The organism is Kiritimatiella glycovorans (assembly GCF_001017655.1).
Lineage (GTDB): Bacteria > Verrucomicrobiota > Kiritimatiellia > Kiritimatiellales > Kiritimatiellaceae > Kiritimatiella > Kiritimatiella glycovorans.
Genome location: NZ_CP010904.1, coordinates 2,128,725 through 2,145,635 on the forward strand (window position 1 = coordinate 2,128,725; position 16,911 = coordinate 2,145,635).

Sequence of the window (16,911 nt, forward strand, 5' to 3'; positions counted from 1 at the left end):
CCGACGCAACATTCGCCCCAACCTCATCTTCCCCATTTGTATAATATCTTTCAACAACGGAATTCGAACGACAAACGCGGTCATCCGGTGCGATGATGCCGCACCATAGAACAAAGTCATCGAACCGGGAGGTCGAATTATGGATGTGGGACTGTTTCTTCTGATCGAGCCTTTCGCGAGCGTGGAGACGCAGCTTCAGCGGGTAAAGGAGCTGGGCTTCAGGCGCGCGGACATCACCGACACGAACGCCGGCGGGAGCATGCTTGGCTCGGCGGGCTTTTCGCCGACGGTGAGCCTGGACGAGAACCCCTTCGAGGTAAAACGCCTGTTCGAGCGCCACGGCATCACGCCGAGCGCCGTCTGCGCCCACGCTCTGCTGCTGGAACCCAGCAATCCCGGCAAGTACGGGACGGCGGAGATCATGAAGGCCATACGGTTCGCCGCGGCGATCGGCATCAGGGATGTGGTCACGACGGAGACGGACGCCCGTTCCGAGTGGGCGCAGCAGCTCACCTACGAAGAGAGCATCTTCACCGTGGCCGAGAAACTCTACACCCCGGTACAGATGGCGGGTGATTACGGGGTACGGATCCTGCTCGAACCGCACGGCCCGATCACCGACACGATTCGCGGAATGCAGGACATCTTCGACAGGCTGGGCAATCCCGACGCCCTCGGCGTAAACCTCGACACGGGCAACGCGTGGCTAGGCGGCACCGATCCGGTGGAAATGGCGCGGGTGTTCCGCGAGAAGATCCACCATGTCCACTGGAAGGATCTGGGACCGGAATGGGAGCCGAAGCGCGGCACGATGTTCGGATGCGGTTTTTCGAACATCGCGCTCGGGGACGGCGTCATCGACCTCCAGGGCGTCTGCGAAGTGCTCAGGGGGTGCGACATCGAGAGTTCGACGCTGGAGATTATCGGCGGCGACGACGTGCTCGTGCGCAGCGCGGAATTCCTGAAGGATCAAGGCGTATGAAAACTCTACGGGTTACGCTGATTACGACAACCTTACTGACCGGTGCGGTAACGGCCGGATCGACGCTGCAGGCCTCGCCGTGGAGCTGGGAAAAAGCGCCGGGCAAAAGCCTGACCCTGATGGGCCCGTCCGGAGTGGTCTGCCGTTTGAACTTCGATGCGAGCGAACCGAAACCGTACATCCACCCACTCAACACCTCGGACGGCCGCGGACTGACGTGGCTGAGCCCGCCGGACCACCCCTGGCACTGGGGCCTGTGGTTCTCCTGGAAATACATCAATCACGTCAATTTCTGGGAATTTCAGCGCGACACCGGAGAGATCGCGGGGCGAACGACGATCCGCAACGCGAAGATCGTGCAGGCCGACCGGAAGGCGGGCGTGGTGCGCATGACGCTCGAATACGCACCGCGCGAACACGAGGGGAAACCCTGGATGCGCGAGACGCGCACGATCCGGATCGGTACGCCACGCCCGGACGGGAGCTATCGCATTGACTGGGCCATGGCGTGCACCGCCCTGCAGGATCTCGAGTTCGGACGCAATCCGAATCCCGGACGCGGATACGGGTGCTTCTCCTACCGCGGGGCGAAGGATTTTGTGCCGGTCACGCTGCAGGACGCCGAAGGCCGGACCGACGGGGAGATCCATGGAAAGCGGGCACCGTGGGCGGTTGCGGCGGGGGCCGTGGACGGACGTGAGGCGGCCGTCGCAATTTTCGACCATCCCTCGAACCCGGGTCATCCCACGCGGTGGTTCGTCATCAACCGCGCCCTCGGCCACGGCCCGTTCACCTACCTCAACCCCGCCCTGCTCTACGCACAGGACCGCAGCCTGAAGGCGGGCGAGACGATGACCCTGACGTACGGCGTACTCGTGGTTCCGCACGAAGCGGATACTGAGAGGCTCGAGGCCGAGTTCGCAGAATTTGCCTTAAAAAAGGAGTAGACCGGATGAAGGAAATGAAATCTCAATCTCCGCACACCTCGCGCCGCGCCTTTCTCGGAGCCGCGACCGCTGCCGCGGCGGCCCCGGCCATCATTCCCTCCTCGGTTCTCGGAGCGCAGGCGCCATCGAATCAACTCACCTTCGCCGCGCTCGGCGTCGGCAATCGAGGCGCCGGGATCAGCAAAGGCTATTTCGCCGGACTCAAGGATGTACGCGTCGTCGCCGCGGCCGACTGCTGGAAGAGTCGGCGGGAACGCTTCGCGGCCGAGATCGACGAGATGGAGGGGGGGCGGGTCTGCACCCCCTATGCGGATTACCGCGAGGTGCTCGCGCGCGACGACATCGACGGCGTGATCATCGGCACGCCCGATCACTGGCACGTCCCGCTGGCGATCCTCGCCGCACAGGCGGGCAAGCACATGTACGTCGAAAAGCCGCTCGGCACGTCGATGAAACTCGCCTGGCGGCTGCGCGACGAGATCCGCCGCAGCGGCGTGAAATTCCTCTACGGCACCCAGCAGCGTTCCCAGCCCCACTTCCGCAGGGCCTGCGAACTCGTGCTCAACGGCTATATCGGCGAGATTACGCGCGTGGAGGCCTGGTCGCCGGACATGTCGACCCAGTATGGGGTGCCGCACAATCCTCCGTACGGATCGACGATGGAGGCGCCGGTGCCGGACGATCTGAACTACGACATGTGGCTCGGCCCCGCACCGATGAAGCCGTACACGGTGGACCGCTGCGTGCGCGGCGGCCAGTGGCATATCTATGACTACGCGCTCGGATTCATCGCCGGCTGGGGCGCCCACCCGCTCGACATCGCCCAGTGGGGGCTGCAGCGGGATCACACCAGCCCGGTGCGCTACGAAGGCACCGGCCATCAGCCCCCGCGCGGCGCACTCTGGGACACCACCGAATCGTGGGACATGACCTGCACCTACGCCGGCGGGCTGCCGATGCGGTTCATGGATTGTCGCGTCGCGAAACCCCTGGTGCGCGAGTACCACTACACCTTCCGCAATCACGGCACGACCTTTCACGGGACGGAGGGATGGATCAGTGTCGACCGCAACGCGCTCTATTCCTCCGGACGCAACCAATACACGAAGATCGAACTCAAGAACGGCGACACGCGGCTGCATGCGAGCGATCATCCCGGACGCGATCTCGTGCAGGCGATCAGGACCGGCGGCGAGACGGTGTGTCCGATCGAGGCGGCGATCCGGTCCGACACGATCAGCCATCTCACCGATATCGTCGCCCGGACCGGCCGTTCGATCGAGTGGGATCCGGAACGCGAAAAGATCATCGGTGATCCCGAGGCGGAGAAGTTCCTCGACCGTCCGATGCGCACGCCGTGGACCGTCTAGTCCGGGGAACGGACAGGAGGCGAGACAACGGACTGGTGAGAGTGATTCGGATTAATTTTCGGATTCAGACCGGCCGTTTCTGTTGTCGCAAGAATTCTTCGCAGTCCAGGCACACCCCTTCCAGACTGGCCTGGCTACACCTGTCAACTGGAGTTCCCTCGCGATCCTTTTTACAATCCAAATAATCGGGCACGGGCAGAGCTTCGCTGAGTACGAGCACGATGTGACGCGGGCGGATTTCTGGTCCAGCCACTAAAATTCCAGCAGTTCCACAAATCGTTATGAACGGGTGGTATGACACGTTGAACAAGCCGGCGCTGACCCCACCGGGCTGGGTCTTCTCTCCGGTGTGGACCGTGCTTTACACCATGATCGCCATTGCGGTGATCCTTTACTACACCGCACCCCGGCGCCAGTACGTCGTGCAAACCTCGATCCTGCTCGCGGTACACCTGGCGACCAATTTCGCCTGGCCCTGGATCTTCTTCGGCCTGCATTCCCCGGAGGCGGCCCTTGCGAATATCCTGCTGCTGGACGGAACGCTCATAGCGCTGATCCACCGATTCCTTCATACGCGACGCGCAGCGGGATTCCTGCTGATTCCTTATCTGCTGTGGGTTCTATTCGCCACCGGCCTGAACCTCGGGCTGGTGCTGCTGAATTGAAGAACCCGCTCACTGCGCGCCGGGGGGCCATTGCCGCAGACGGCGGCCGTGGTACAGGAAATAACGATGCACCTTGCCGGGGCCGTACGGAACTTCGATCTCCTCCAGAAACCGGAGTTCATCGAATACCCCGCGAAGCTCGTCCGGGAATGCCTCCGGCGTGTGATTGGCCATGATCAGGGCGTCGTCCCCGATGCGGTCGACCGGACCCGGCCAGAGTTCGTACTGGGAACTGATATTATCGCCGCTCTTCCAGCGATGGATAAAGGGCTGATCCGGAAGGTAGAAGGCCGTCAGGCTGACCGGCCGGCGGTGCGTTGCCGAGATCAGAATGGAGTCTTCGGGGACGGCTTCACTTTCGCGGACCTCCTGAATGCGTTGCGCGAGCTGCGGCCACCCGCGCAGCCGGTCGGCCGGGTCGAGATCCGTTCCCGCCCCTCCTGCGAGGCGGACGACGACGGGGGAGGCGTAGGTCAGCAGCGAAAGCACCAGGCCCGTCCACAGCGCGGCGCGCCCCCACCCTCCGGCGCGGCGGGGCCGGCGCGCGGTCGCCAGCGCGCCGGAAAGCCATCCGCCGGCAAGTATGACCGCGGTGATATAGAACGGCGCGGGCCAGTTCGGATTGATCTCCCGTACGAGCGCGAGCGCGTAAATCGCCGCCAGCGGGGCGGGCCCCATAGCGAGCAGGAATCGCTCCGCCGCCGGCGCGCGCCTCCAGCGGAGTCCCGCCCCCAGGGCCGCCGCCACCGCCAGCCCCCAGGTCACCGGAGAAACAAGGGCGATCTGCGATCCCGCAAACTCGGCGAAATGACTGAGCTTTTCCCCGAGTTTCACGGTTTCGGCCTCGAAGTGGCTTCCCGTGTGCTGAAACATGATCCAGCCGTGCTGCGCGTTCCAGGCCAGGACGGGGACGGCGAACAGGAAGGTCGTCAGCAGGTAAAGCGGAAACCCGCGGACCAGGTGGCGACGGTACGGGCGATGCATGACGAGGAGAACACCGGCAAGCGCGGGCAGCGCGACGGCCGTCTGTTTACTGAGCAGCGCCAGACCCGAGGCCAGCCCCGCCAGGAGCCAGCGCCCCGGGGCGGCGTTTTCCGCGGACACCGCCGCCCACAGGGCCCAGAGCGCAAACGACCAGAAAAACATCAGCGGCGCGTCGATCGTCATGATCAGGTTCAGCGCCCCGTTGGCCGGCATCAGCAGGAGCGCGAGCAGCGTCCATCCGGCCGCCTGGGCGCCGAACAGGCGCGCGGCGAACCGATAGAGGGCGGCGAGCGATACCGTGCCCAGCAGGGCGGCGGCGATGCGGACCCCGAACGTGGTGGCGCCGAAGAGCGAGGTCGAGGCGCCGATCAGCGCGGCGATCATGGGAGGCTTGCTGTAGTAGCCCCACGCCAGGCGGCGGCTCCAGTCCCAGTAGTACGCCTCGTCGGGAGAGAGCGGCAGGCCGCACCAGGCCGTATACGCCGCGCGCAGCGCCAGCACCGCCAGCAGCAGCAGCGCCGCCCGCGCCCCGGTGACCGACGGCGGAAGATCTTTGCGCTTCAGTTCGTACTGTTTTTCCGTCATCGCTTCACCCCACAGCCTGGGTCCAGATTCTCAGAACACCGATCTTCGGAAAAGTGGTTCTTCGTAGATTTTTGTGGTGAGAGACGGGGAGCATGCGGTTGCGGCCCGTGCTTAATCATGACACTAACTCTGACTCTGACCCCGGCTCCCTCTTCATCCCCCCGGCCAGCACGAACGGGACGGCGCCGGCCAGGCTGACGGCGGACTGGGTAAAGAAGACGAGCAGGCTCAAGGTAAACGCCTGCTCCGGCGCGACACCGCCGATCCCCAGCATGGCGGCGTAGCCGGCCTCGCGCACCCCGATCCCGTTCAGTGAGACGGGGAGCAGGGTCAGCACGGTAGCGGCGCTGAACGCCAGCGCCGCGAGCGGGAGCGGCAGTTCCATGCCCAGCATCCGGGCGTAGAGGATTACGATGGCGACCCCGGCGCCCTGGATCAGCAGGGAGAGAGCCGCCACGATCAGGGGCGTCAGCGGGCGGCGGTAGATCATTCGCGTCCCCTCCGCCAGCCCCCGGATGTGCCGGACCCGCTCCAGCGGGACCGCCAGCTTCGGGGCCAGCATCACCGCGCACAGGGCGCCGGCTCCGAGCGCGGCAAACAGGGAACGGAGTCCCGGCACCGTGGCCGCGGCCGGGACCCGCCAGACGGCGGTGCCGCCGATCCAGATCAGTGCCAGCAGGCCGAAGCCGCGATCCGCCAGCACGCTGACCAGCGACATCCAGCCCTTCTGTTCGCTGCGCCATACGCGCCAGGCCTTGAGTACATCGCCGCCCATGCTCGTGGGGAGAAACAGATTGCAGAACATCCCCGCGAAATAGGTCGCGGCCAGAAATCGCCACGGCGCGCGGAAACCGAGGCTTCGCCCGAGCACGTACCAGCGGAAGCTGCTGACGAGCTGGGCCGCGGTGTACACCGCGACGGCGGCGAGGACGTGGGCCGGGCGGACCTGCGCGAAGGCCGCGCGCAGTGCGGAAAGGTCCATGCGCGTCAGCAGCACGGCCATTACGCCGGCACTGATCAGCAGCCGCGCGGCGGCCGATACGATGCGCCGCATCTCGCGGGTCACTCCACCACCTCGCGTATCGAGTAGATGGTGCGGCCGGAGGTCTCGTAGTAGGCGCGCATGACGATCTCCGAGACCAGCCCGATGCCGAGCACCACGAACCCCGAGATAATCAGCAGCGCGCCGAGCTGGAGCAGCGGACGGTCGCCGATATCCTGTCCGAAGCCGAACTTGAGCACGGTGAGGTAAAGTTCGATCAGCACACCGATCCCCAGCATCAGCCCGCCGCCGCGCCCGAAAAACTGGAGCGGCCGGGTCTGGAACCGCTGGAAAAAGAGCATCAGCATGAGATCGAGTACGACGGTGGGCATCCGGCTGAGGTTGTACTTGCTCTCGCCCCGGGTGCGCGCGTGATGGCGCACCACGACCTCCTTCATGTTCGCGCCCCGCAGGTGGAGCAGCACGGGGATGAAGCGGTGCAGCTCTCCGTAGACGACGAGGTCGCGGACGAGGTCGCCCTCGTAGGCCTTGAGCGAGCACCCGTAGTCGTGGAGCCGCACGCCCGTGAGACGTCCGATGAGACGGTTGGCCCACTGCGACGGAATCCGGCGCGTCAGGAGCCGGTCCTGGCGGTCCTTTCTCCATCCGCACACGATGTCGTATCCTTCCTGGAGACCGCTCACCAGTTCCGGGATATCGGCGGGGTCGTTCTGCAGGTCGCCGTCCATCGACACCACCACGCGGCCGCGCGTGTGGTGAAAGCCGGCGGTCATGGCGGCGCTCTGTCCGAAGTTGCGCCGGAAGAGCACCGCGCGGCATTCAGGCTGTTCGCGGCAGATGGATCGGAGCAGATCCGGTGTGCCGTCCGTGCTTCCGTCGTCGACCAGGATCACCTCGAACGGAACCGCCATTTCGCGGCCGACGGCGAGGATACGCTCGCTCAGTTCGCGGACGTTGGGTTCCTCGTTGTATACGGGCACGACGACCGAGAGTTCCAGGTCGTCGCCGGCGCCGGTCCGGTTCTGTTGATGCTCCATGGTCTGCCTCCTTAACGGACCCGTCTTTATCCGCTCTATGTGCCGCGGCCGATTCCGCCCGTCCCGAGCCCCCTCAAGACGCTGCGGCCGCGCCGGCTTCATCCTCCACGTCTCTACGCGAGCCGAAACGGAACAGCTTCGCGAGGAGGTACCCTCCGAAGTAGACCACGGCCCAGGACCACAGCACGTCGCTCGGGAAATGTTCGCCGCGCGCGACCCGGCAGAGACCGGTCAATAGACCGTGCACAAGGCCGACCGCCAGGAAGAGACGGGCCAGCCGGTAGCGGCGCCACTCGCGGAGGATGAAGTACGGCGTGAGGATGAAAAAGCCGGAGGCGGCATGCCCCGAGGGAAACGAGCGGCCCGCCTCGCGGCCCCCTTCGAAGTCGAACTCCAGCACCTTAAGCAGTTCCCGCTCCCCGCCGAACGGGCGGGTGTCTTCCGGGCGCGGGCGTCCGGTCCGGTCCTTGAGCACGGTGTTCACCACCAGTCCGGGAAACAACACCAGGGCCAGAAAAAGATAGCAACCGGACCGGCGCCAGCGCCGGAGGCGGACGACCCAAAAGCCGGCCGCCGCAACCAGCAGTCCGCCGATCCCGAGGACAAGGGCCGGCCACTGGGCGGCGTCGTTATACACATTCAGAGCCGGATTCCGTTTATAGATCCAGGCTCCCGTGTCCGGATCGTAGAAAAATTCGAGAATCAGGACATCCAGGCCGGTGACCCGGAAGAGCGCCGTAAGGACGACGAGTAACGCCAGGGGGAGCGCCCACACCATGAGTTCATTACATTTACCGGATCCGTGCATTGCGGTCCTTTCAGTTTAGTCGCGCCAGCCACAGGCAACCGAGCCCCTGGCCGAGCACGACAGGTGTCCAGATCACCAGGTCGGGCCGCAACTGCGGCCGGTCGCCGAGACCGTCGGCGAGGAGCAGAAAGGCGTAGAAGAGCACCAGGACGACCACGCCCCATACGATACCCAGCGAGGAGTCCTTGCGCTGTCCCTGGACCCCGATCGCGGTCCCGAGCAACGCGAAGGTCAGACACGAGAGCGGCAGCGTGAGACGCCGGTTGGCTTCGGTGATCAATTCCATGCGTTCGATGCGATAGGCCTGCGGCGCACCGGGATAGTCTTCCTTCCGCAGGCTGGAAATGCGCTCTACGAGTGCGGGAAAGGCCGTGTTGTTCGCTTTCGTCTTCACCTCGCCGCGGCGTGTGAGTTCGGCGATATCGACCCGCAGGGGATAGCGTCGCGCGCTGATGTATTTCGTATCCCCCCCGCCCTCCTCTTCTCCGTGAAGCTGGATACGGACGTTTTCGAGTTCGATCCGCAGGATGCCGTGCTGGTCGTCGACCCGGATCGATCCACGTTCGGCGCGCACGCTGCGCCGGACGCGCTCGCCGGCGAGCTCGTAGGCGAGCACATCCTCGACGTCGCGCCCGTCCTTGCTGCCGATATAGATCATCAGCCCCGGAAGCTCCCTGACGAAACGCCCTTCCTCGAGCAGGTCCACCGGGTTTTCCAGTCCGACGCTGCGCAGAAGCTGCCGGTTCGCGTGGGCGCTGCGGGGACTGAGCCAGCCGCTGAAGAGAAAGCACACCCCCGAAAACAAAAGCGCCCACAGCAGGACGGGGGCGACGACATTCCACAGGCTTACCCCGCAGGATTTGAGTGCCGTGATCTCGCCGTCGGACGACACGCGCTCGAACATCAGCAGCGTACTGATCAGGATGCCCACCGGGATGGTGAACATGAGCAGTTTCGGGATGTTCTGCAGAAAAAAACGGCCGACCAGGGCGATGGAGATCCCGCGGGCCATGAGATCGACCGAGCGGAGCAACGCACCGACACATAATACAAAGGTCACCACCAGCACGGTGATCAGAAAGGTCACCAGGAAATCGCGACCCACATATCGGTCAAGAATTCGCAACGACGCGCTCCGCGGCTTCGACCGTGTTCTGCAGCAGCATGGTGATGGTCATCGGCCCCACTCCGCCGGGCACCGGCGTGATGGCGGCGGCCTTTTCCCGGACCGCCTCGAAGTCCACGTCGCCTCTCAGCCTGTAGCCGCGTTTGGCCGAGGGATCCTCGATGCGATTGACGCCCACATCGATCACGACCGCGCCTTCACGGACCATGTCGGCCGAGATCATGTTGTGCTTGCCTGCCGCAGCGATCAGGATATCGGCCTGGCGGGTGATCGCGCCCAGGTCTTTCGTCCGCGTGTGGCAGACCGTCACCGTCGCATTGCCCAGCTCCCATTTGCGGCTGAGCAGGTTGGCGACGGGTTTGCCCACAATGTTACTGCGTCCGACCACGACGGCGTGGGCGCCCTCGATCGTGACCCCCGAACGCTTCAGGATCTGGAGTATACCGTGCGGCGTGCAGGGAAGCGGGGCGGGCAGACCGAGCATCATGCGTCCGACGCTGACGGGATGAAACCCGTCGGCATCCTTTTCCGGAAGAATCGTCTCGATCACGTCCGCCTCCATGGCGCTGTCGGGGAGCGGGAGCTGAACCAGAATGCCGTGGATGCGCTCATCCGCGTTGTATCCCCTGACGACCTCGAGGATCTCCTCCCGGCTCGCCGAGGCGGGCAGGACGGTCTCCTGCGAGTGAAGCCCCACCTTTTCGCAGGCGCGTTCCTTCGCGGTCACGTAGGACCGGGAGGCGGGATCGTCTCCCACGAGGAGTACGCCGAGTCCCGGCGTGACGCCCGCTGAAGTAAGCTCCGCCGCGCGCCGTTTGAGTTCCTCGCGTATGTCGGCCGCGATCTGTTTGCCGTCGAGAATGTCCGCGCTCATGATCTCCCCCTGCTGTCTGTTGACTCCGTACCGTAACCGACGTGAGGCGCACTATACGCCCTGACCCTCACGCAGACAAGACGACGCTGGTCTCGCGCAGCGATTCTCATTATGGCTTCACCCTTTTCGGTCGGGGTGGCACCCGACCCTCCCAGTGCCCGAAAATGCGTCGGATATCGACTCGGGAGGGACGGCTGCCACGCCGTCCGCGGTCGGAATGCGGCCATAATGAGAACTGCTGGGTCTCGCGAAGAAAATAGAACCATTGAAGTTCTTCGTAAATTTTTATGGTGAGCGGCGGCAAGTCCGCTCGCGTCACATCGTACTCGTACTCGTACTCAGCGAAGCGGTACTCGTACTCGAATTCCTTGAATCGAGGAAGTGGGATCGCGCCTTCGGCGCTCCGAGTACGCGTACGAGTACGAGTACGAGTAAGAGTACGAATTATGTTCACCCCCTCAACCCGCCTTCATGCTCTTCATGTGAAGGCAGGGATTCTGCTGGACAGCAGAAGGCCGTCCGCGCTCCACCACAAAAATCTGCGAAGAACCTTCATTGAGTGAACACCGGGGGCTCTCCTATAGTGCCCGTATGCCGTGGCTGAGTCAGACGGACGACGGGGTCGTGCTTCGTGTACGCGTAAGCCCGCGGTCCTCTAAAACGGGCGTACAGGGCGAATACGGAGATGAACTCAAAATCCGCCTTCAGTCGCCGCCGGTGGACGGCAAGGCCAACAAGGCCCTGCTCAAATTCCTGGCGGAAAAACTGGGCACGGCGCCGGGGTGCCTTGAGCTGCGATCCGGAGAGCGCGGCCGGTCCAAACGCATCCTTGTGCGGGGCCTCGGGTGCGAGGACATACGCAGGAAACTGACTTAGAGCTCAATGCTTGTGATCGGTGGCGTCGATCACCTCGGTAATCTCGGGGATCTGTTCGCGCAGAATCTTTTCGATCCCGCCCTTCATCGTCATCCGCGCGCCCATGCAGCCCTTGCAGCCGCCGAGCAGTTCGACGTAGACCTTCCCGTCTTCAACTTTAACGATCTTCGCGCCGCCTCCGTGCATGCCCAGCGAAGGGTTGATCGTCTCGCGGTTGATCTGCTGCACCTTTTCATAGATTTCTTCGTCGGTCATAATACCTCCCGCTTGCCATGGTCGGGGGAAATCGCTCTCCCCCTCCCCCTGCCTCTGCCTCTTACTCTAACTCTGATTCTGATTCTGCCTCTGCCTCTGACTCTGACTCTGACTCTGATTCTGACTCTGCCTCCCCCTGTCCTCTTACTCAGGTCTCAGGTTTCAGGTCTCTCACTCAAACCTCCCCCCTCTTACTCAGGTCTCAGGTTTCAGGTCTCTCACTCAAACCTCCCCCCTCTTACTCAGGTCTCAGGTTTCAGGTCTCTCACTCAAACCTCTCCCCCTCTTACTCAGCCATCAGGTCTCAGGTTTCAGGTTTCAGGTCTCTCACTCTCTCCTGCCTGCTCAGGTTTCTCACTCAACCCGTTCAGCTTCCTGCGCAGGGCGCCGAGGGCGAGGGCGAGCAATGCGATGCCGGCGATCACCGCCCCCCACCAGCCCATGAGCGAGAGCGTAGTCATGATAATACCGGAGATGAGCACACCGAGAAAGATCGAGAGCATGGCGTGACGGAACGAGAGGCCCATCAGGAACGCCGCGACCGCCCCGGTCCATCCTCCGGTCACCGGGAGGGGAATCGACACGAATACGGTCAGCCCCAGCGTCTCGTATTTCTCGATCGACGCACTTTTGCGCCGGGTCCGCGCGAACAGCCAGTCGAAGAAGGTCTTCCCGGCGGGAAAGCGCATCAGCCACCGCGATACAGGTCCCAGCAGGAGAAGGATGAACGGGACCGGCAGCATGTTGCCGGCGACCGACAGCGCGTAGATCTTGACGGAAGCCGCAGCCCGCGCGGGCCCCGCGAGGGACGGGACGTCCATCAGGACGTGGCCCGCCGGCACGGCGCCGCGGAGTTCCACGATCGGCAGCGTCGCGATACCGAAGATCACGACCTCCTCCGGCAGCCCCGCCTCCTCCAGGCCGAGGGCCAGGCGTTCTCCGATCGACGCGTGCTCCCCGGACGGCGAAGGCGCGGCTTCCGTACTCAGGGCCGCGCACACGAGGCATAAGGCCAGCCATATCGCGCGCATCATGAACTCCAGAGGGTTTCGCCGGGCGCGAAGCCCTTCTGACGCCGGCGGTGGCGTTGGACGATCGAAAAGAAGCGCAGCGTATCCCGCACGGGTCTCACCCTGCTGGGTTCGCCCTCGTAAATAGAACTGATCCGCACGTTGTCCATCCGGATGCGGCGGGAGGCCATATTGAGCAGCATCTCGAATTCGGCACCGAAGCGGTCGTCCTCGGACTGGATGTAGGGGAGTACATCGGCACGGTAGAAGCGGAACCCGCACGGGGGATCCGGCAGATACACGCCGGTGGTTTTACGCAGGCTGTGGCTCATGAAACGGTTCACGGTGCGTCGATAGAGGGGCATCGGTCCCGGCGCCGCCATGCGGTTGCCAATCAGCGCGGGGATACCGGTCCGGCGGTACGCCTCGAGGAAAAGCGGGATCTCGCCCGGATCGTGCTGCCCGTCGCCGTCGAGCGTGATCACGGCGTCGCACTCCGCATCGCGGATACGGTCGAACCCCGCGCGCAGCGCGGCGCCCTTGCCGCGGTTGGACTCGAACCGGATCACCTCGGCCCCGGCCTCCTCCGCCCGGCGCGAGGTGGCGTCTTCAGAGCCGTCGTCGACCACAATGACATTCAAACCGCGGGCCCGGGCACCTTCCACAACCTCCGCGATGCGCCGCTCTTCGCGGAAGGCGCAGATCACGGCATACACATGTTCGAGTGTGCGGGCGCGGACCATATCAGTGTCCCTCTCTGCGCGCACGGGAGACGGTCTCCCACATCTCACGCGCCTGGTAGGAGGACCGGACCATCGGCCCGGAGGCCACGGCCTCGAAACCGCACTCGTGCGCGCGGCGGGCCCATTCCTCGAAACGCTCCGGCGGCACGAACCGCTGGACCGGCGCGTGCCCGCGCGTCGGCGCGAGGTACTGGCCCAGCGTGAGCGCCCGGCAGCCTGCGGCGTGCAGGTCGCGCAGCGATTGCCCGATCTCCGCGTCGGTCTCTCCGAGCCCGAGCATCAGGCCCGACTTTACGAGCACGGCTTCGCCTCCGCGCTCCGCGGCCGCGCGCAGCACGTCGAGTGAACACCCGTAAGAGGCCTCCGGACGCAGGGCGGGCTGGAGGCGTTCGACCGTCTCGAGGTTGTGGTTGAAGACCTCGGGGCCGGCGTCGATGACGCGGTCCACGCAGGCGCGGTCGCCTCCGAAATCCGGGGTGAGCACTTCCACGGTGACGCCGCCGGGCTCGTGCAGCCGCTCGATCGTACGCGCGAAAAGATCCGCGCCGCCGTCCGGGAGGTCGTCGCGCGTCACACTGGTCACCACCACGTGGCGCAGGTTCAAGCGCCGCGCCGCCTCCGCCACGCGCTCCGGTTCATCAGCCTGCGGCGGCGACTCCGGCCCGTGGGCCACTGCGCAGAATCTGCAGTTGCGCGTACAGCGGTCCCCGAGAATCATGAACGTGGCCGTGCCTCCGCTCCAGCACTCGTGCCGGTTCGGGCACTGCGCACTCCCGCACACGGTATGGAGTCCGAGTTCACTAAGGACCGCACTCACACCCCGGTAGGCGTGCGCGGTGCGCAGCGGACGCCGGAACCACTCCGGCAGCCGCCCGTGCCCGGTCTCTTCCTGCCTGGTGCTACGCGTCATAGGCCGTCCCGGTCAGGCGTTCCGCAGCGTGCCGATCAGCCGTTTCAGCTTGCGGCTCTTCTCCTGCAGCTCGCTTTTGCGCTGTTTCTGGGTGTCCACCACTTCGCGCGGCGCTTTGTTCAGAAAGTTTTCATTTTCCAGCTTGCGGTTGACGGCCGTGAGCCCCTGTTCAACGGTCTCCAGCTGCTTATGGAGTTTCTGTATCTCGGCCTCGACATCGACGAGTCCCTCGATCGACATATAGACCGTGCCGAGACGGCTGATTCCGCTGGGCATCGCGCTTTCGGGATGGAATTCGCGGTCGACGACCACTTCAGCCGCCGGGAGCAGGTCGGCCACCGATCCGCGGTCCTCGTGCAGCATGTCCGCGAAGCGCTCCTGCGACGGGCGCACCCGGAAGGCCGGTCTCTGCTTCGGCTTGAGATCGTAGTCCGCGCGCAGGGTGCGGCCGACGCGGATGAGATCGTGTTTCGCCTCCACGTACTCGACCGTCGCGCGCCGGACGCCCCAGGGCTTCATCTCCTCGTATCCGAACGATTCCGGCCACTCGGCCGTCATGATGCTTGAAGACATCGCGGTGTAGCCCATGGCGTGCCAGAGTTCTTCGGTAAGGAACGGCATGATCGGGTGCAGCAGCCGCAGGGAGGCGCAGAGGACGTAGTGCATGACGCGGATGACGTCCTGCTTGCGCTGTTCGTCCTCCCCGTAGAACACGGATTTCGAATATTCGACATACCAGTCGCAGAAATTATGCCAGAGGAAGTCGTAGAGCGAGAGCGCGGCATCGTTGAACCGGAAACGCTCCAGGTTCTCGGACACCGAGGCGATCGTCTCGTTGAGCCGGGCGATGATATGCTGATCGTCCGGCTCCAGCGCCATCTCGTCGAACGGCGGACGGCGCGGATCGAACGCGGCGCCGTCGTCATTCATCTTCATGAAACGCGCCGCGTTCCAGATCTTGGTGCCGAAATTGCGCCCGATCTCGAATTTCTCGTCCGAGAGGTACACGTCCTGGCCGGTGGCGGTGAGCATGATCAGACTGAACCGCAGCGCGTCGGCGCTGTAGCGGTCGATGATATCCAGGGGGTCGATGGAATTGCCGAGGCTTTTGCTCATCTTCACGCCGTCGTCGTCGCGTACCGTCCCGTGGATATAGACGCGGCGGAAGGGGATATCGTCCATGAACTCGAGACCGGACATAATCATGCGCGCGACCCAGAAGAAGATGATTTCCGAGGCCGTGACCAGCGTGTCGGTCGGATAGAACTGCTCCAGGTCCCGGCTCTCTTCGGGCCACCCGAACACACTGAACGGCCACAGCCACGAAGAGAACCAGGTGTCGAGCACGTCCGGGTCCTGGCGGATCGCGCCGGAAGCGCACTTCGGGCAGACCTCCGGCGTGCCGCGGTCGGCCCAGACGTGGTCGCAGTCGTCGCAGTAGAACACCGGGATCCGGTGCCCCCACCAGATCTGGCGCGAGATACACCAGTCCCGGATGTTCGTCATCCAGTCCAGGTAGACCCGGGTCCAGCGTTCGGGGGTGAACTTGATGCGGCCGTCCTTGACGGCTTCGATCGCGGGACGCGCCAGCGGTTTCATCCGCACGAACCACTGCGGGGAGAGGCGGGGTTCGACCATCGTATCGCAGCGGTAGCAGTGCCCGATCGAGTGATCGTGTTCTTCGACTTTCTCCAGCAGGTTCTGTTCCTCGAGGTCTTTCAGGAGCTGCTCGCGGCACGCGAAACGGTCCATGCCCGCATACGGGCCGGCGGTCTCCGCCATCGTCCCGTCGTCCTCCATCACATCGATCGGTTCCAGCTCGTGCCGCACCCCCATCTCGAAATCGTTGGGATCGTGCGCCGGCGTGACCTTGACGACCCCGGTGCCGAACTCGGGGTCGACGAAATCGTCGGCGATGATCCTGAGTTCGCGGTTCAGGACCGGGAGCAGCACGGTCTGTCCGACGAGTCCCTCGTAGCGTTCATCGCGCGGGTTCACGGCCAGGGCGACGTCACCCAGCATCGTCTCCGGCCGGGTGGTGGCGACCCGCAGCCGCTTTTTGGATCCTTTGATCGGGTAGCGGAGATGATAGAGCTTGCCGTTGACGGGGCGATGCTCGCTCTCCTCGTCGGAGAGGGCGGTCCGGCAGCGGGGGCACCAGTTGATGATGTAGTGGCCGCGATAGATCAGGTTTTTCTCGAAGAGCCGGCAGAACACCTCCGTCACCGCGCGGCTCAGGCCCTCGTCCATGGTGAACCGTTCCCGGCTCCAGTCGCAGGACGCGCCGAGCTGTTTGAGCTGGTTGACGATCGTGCCGCCGTACTGATCCTTCCATTTCCAGACCTCTTCGAGGAAACGTTCGCGGCCGAGGTCCTCGCGCGTTTTACCTTCCTTGTGGAGCTTGCGTTCCACCACATTCTGGGTGGCGATCCCCGCATGGTCCGTACCCGGAACCCAGAGCGCCGCGCGACCCTGCATGCGCCACCAGCGGATCAGGACATCCTGGATGGTATTGTTGAGCGCATGCCCCATGTGCAGAATGCCGGTCACATTGGGGGGCGGGATCACGATACAGGCCGGATCGCCCTGCCCCGCACCGGCCTCGAACAGCCCCTGTTCGCGCCAGTGACGGTACCACCTGGGCTCCACCTGCTTCGGATCGTACGTCTTCGCCATTTCGGTCATAGCCATCATCCCGCTGAAGTTCGCCCGCCCCGCACGCATTCGGAGCGGAAC

16 protein-coding genes are annotated in these 16,911 nt (G+C 64.3%); 5 read left to right on the forward strand and 11 right to left on the reverse strand.

The window, feature by feature from the left end; translation table 11 throughout:
• Nucleotides 1-139: 139 nt before the first annotated feature.
• From L21SP4_RS08965 to L21SP4_RS08980, 4 genes are all read left to right on the forward strand, one after another.
• Nucleotides 140-982: a sugar phosphate isomerase/epimerase family protein gene (locus L21SP4_RS08965; RefSeq protein WP_052882335.1), complete on the forward strand. Its 843-nt coding sequence runs from the start codon at nt 140-142 to the stop codon at nt 980-982.
• Nucleotides 979-1,929: a DUF6807 domain-containing protein gene (locus tag L21SP4_RS08970; RefSeq protein WP_052882336.1), complete on the forward strand. Its 951-nt coding sequence runs from the start codon at nt 979-981 to the stop codon at nt 1,927-1,929. Before L21SP4_RS08965 ends, L21SP4_RS08970 begins: the two co-directional genes overlap by 4 nt.
• A 5-nt stretch (nt 1,930-1,934) precedes the next feature.
• Nucleotides 1,935-3,299, forward strand: coding sequence for a Gfo/Idh/MocA family protein (locus tag L21SP4_RS08975; RefSeq protein ID WP_052882337.1), 1,365 nt, complete (start codon nt 1,935-1,937; stop codon nt 3,297-3,299).
• A gap of 281 nt (nt 3,300-3,580) precedes the next feature.
• Nucleotides 3,581-3,964: a TspO/MBR family protein gene (locus tag L21SP4_RS08980; protein ID WP_052882338.1), complete on the forward strand. Its 384-nt coding sequence runs from the start codon at nt 3,581-3,583 to the stop codon at nt 3,962-3,964.
• Between the two features lie 9 nt (nt 3,965-3,973).
• On the opposite strand, the gene L21SP4_RS08985 is transcribed toward L21SP4_RS08980, so the two are convergent.
• The 6 genes from L21SP4_RS08985 to folD form a co-directional block, all read right to left on the reverse strand.
• Complete coding sequence (locus tag L21SP4_RS08985; protein ID WP_082116659.1) at nt 3,974-5,533, reverse strand: ArnT family glycosyltransferase; 1,560 nt, start codon at nt 5,531-5,533, stop codon at nt 3,974-3,976.
• Nucleotides 5,534-5,648: 115 nt separating this feature from the next.
• Nucleotides 5,649-6,599, reverse strand: a complete 951-nt coding sequence (locus L21SP4_RS08990) for a lysylphosphatidylglycerol synthase transmembrane domain-containing protein (protein WP_052882339.1) — start codon at nt 6,597-6,599, stop codon at nt 5,649-5,651.
• Nucleotides 6,596-7,573 (reverse strand): glycosyltransferase family 2 protein, encoded by a 978-nt coding sequence (locus L21SP4_RS08995; protein WP_052882340.1) that lies wholly within the window; start codon nt 7,571-7,573, stop codon nt 6,596-6,598. The genes L21SP4_RS08990 and L21SP4_RS08995 overlap by 4 nt, the downstream gene beginning before the upstream one ends.
• Nucleotides 7,574-7,646: 73 nt before the next feature.
• On the reverse strand, nt 7,647-8,351 hold the full coding sequence (locus L21SP4_RS09000; RefSeq protein WP_160300771.1) for a phosphatase PAP2 family protein: 705 nt from the start codon (nt 8,349-8,351) through the stop codon (nt 7,647-7,649).
• A gap of 40 nt (nt 8,352-8,391) precedes the next feature.
• The gene (locus tag L21SP4_RS09005; protein WP_082116660.1) at nt 8,392-9,507 is read right to left on the reverse strand and encodes an LptF/LptG family permease; all 1,116 of its coding nucleotides are present in this window, start codon (nt 9,505-9,507) and stop codon (nt 8,392-8,394) included.
• On the reverse strand, nt 9,494-10,381 hold the full coding sequence (gene folD, locus L21SP4_RS09010) for a bifunctional methylenetetrahydrofolate dehydrogenase/methenyltetrahydrofolate cyclohydrolase FolD (protein WP_052882343.1): 888 nt from the start codon (nt 10,379-10,381) through the stop codon (nt 9,494-9,496). The genes L21SP4_RS09005 and folD overlap by 14 nt, the downstream gene beginning before the upstream one ends.
• Before the next feature lie 555 nt (nt 10,382-10,936).
• Between folD and L21SP4_RS09015 the strand changes: the two genes are divergently transcribed.
• The gene (locus L21SP4_RS09015) at nt 10,937-11,257 is read left to right on the forward strand and encodes a DUF167 domain-containing protein (protein WP_201774616.1); all 321 of its coding nucleotides are present in this window, start codon (nt 10,937-10,939) and stop codon (nt 11,255-11,257) included.
• A gap of 3 nt (nt 11,258-11,260) precedes the next feature.
• Here L21SP4_RS09015 and L21SP4_RS09020 read toward each other — a convergent pair whose 3' ends face one another.
• The 5 genes from L21SP4_RS09020 to L21SP4_RS09040 form a co-directional block, all read right to left on the reverse strand.
• Nucleotides 11,261-11,512, reverse strand: coding sequence for a NifU family protein (locus L21SP4_RS09020; protein ID WP_052882345.1), 252 nt, complete (start codon nt 11,510-11,512; stop codon nt 11,261-11,263).
• Nucleotides 11,513-11,823: 311 nt separating this feature from the next.
• Entirely contained in the window at nt 11,824-12,546 is a 723-nt protein-coding gene (locus tag L21SP4_RS09025; protein ID WP_052882346.1) for a COG2426 family protein, read from the reverse strand.
• Nucleotides 12,543-13,289: a glycosyltransferase family 2 protein gene (locus L21SP4_RS09030; protein ID WP_144413812.1), complete on the reverse strand. Its 747-nt coding sequence runs from the start codon at nt 13,287-13,289 to the stop codon at nt 12,543-12,545. The genes L21SP4_RS09025 and L21SP4_RS09030 overlap by 4 nt, the downstream gene beginning before the upstream one ends.
• On the reverse strand, nt 13,267-14,175 hold the full coding sequence (gene lipA / locus L21SP4_RS09035; protein ID WP_052882348.1) for a lipoyl synthase: 909 nt from the start codon (nt 14,173-14,175) through the stop codon (nt 13,267-13,269). Before lipA ends, L21SP4_RS09030 begins: the two co-directional genes overlap by 23 nt.
• A 12-nt stretch (nt 14,176-14,187) precedes the next feature.
• Nucleotides 14,188-16,860, reverse strand: a complete 2,673-nt coding sequence (locus L21SP4_RS09040) for a valine--tRNA ligase (protein ID WP_201774617.1) — start codon at nt 16,858-16,860, stop codon at nt 14,188-14,190.
• Between the last annotated feature and the right edge of the window lie 51 nt (nt 16,861-16,911).

Bases quoted from the DNA above. Each gene is read 5' to 3' on its own strand.
- lipA (WP_052882348.1), bottom strand. From the start codon at position 14,175: ATGACGCGTAGCACCAGGCAGGAAGAGACCGGGCACGGGCGGCTGCCG.
- L21SP4_RS09040 (WP_201774617.1), bottom strand. From the start codon at position 16,860: ATGACCGAAATGGCGAAGACGTACGATCCGAAGCAGGTGGAGCCCAGG.
- L21SP4_RS08980 (WP_052882338.1), top strand. From the start codon at position 3,581: ATGAACGGGTGGTATGACACGTTGAACAAGCCGGCGCTGACCCCACCG.
- L21SP4_RS08965 (WP_052882335.1), top strand. From the start codon at position 140: ATGGATGTGGGACTGTTTCTTCTGATCGAGCCTTTCGCGAGCGTGGAG.
- L21SP4_RS09025 (WP_052882346.1), bottom strand. From the start codon at position 12,546: ATGATGCGCGCGATATGGCTGGCCTTATGCCTCGTGTGCGCGGCCCTG.
- L21SP4_RS08985 (WP_082116659.1), bottom strand. From the start codon at position 5,533: ATGACGGAAAAACAGTACGAACTGAAGCGCAAAGATCTTCCGCCGTCG.
- folD (WP_052882343.1), bottom strand. From the start codon at position 10,381: ATGAGCGCGGACATTCTCGACGGCAAACAGATCGCGGCCGACATACGC.
- L21SP4_RS09000 (WP_160300771.1), bottom strand. From the start codon at position 8,351: ATGGTGTGGGCGCTCCCCCTGGCGTTACTCGTCGTCCTTACGGCGCTC.
- L21SP4_RS08970 (WP_052882336.1), top strand. From the start codon at position 979: ATGAAAACTCTACGGGTTACGCTGATTACGACAACCTTACTGACCGGT.
- L21SP4_RS09020 (WP_052882345.1), bottom strand. From the start codon at position 11,512: ATGACCGACGAAGAAATCTATGAAAAGGTGCAGCAGATCAACCGCGAG.
- L21SP4_RS08975 (WP_052882337.1), top strand. From the start codon at position 1,935: ATGAAGGAAATGAAATCTCAATCTCCGCACACCTCGCGCCGCGCCTTT.
- L21SP4_RS08995 (WP_052882340.1), bottom strand. From the start codon at position 7,573: ATGGAGCATCAACAGAACCGGACCGGCGCCGGCGACGACCTGGAACTC.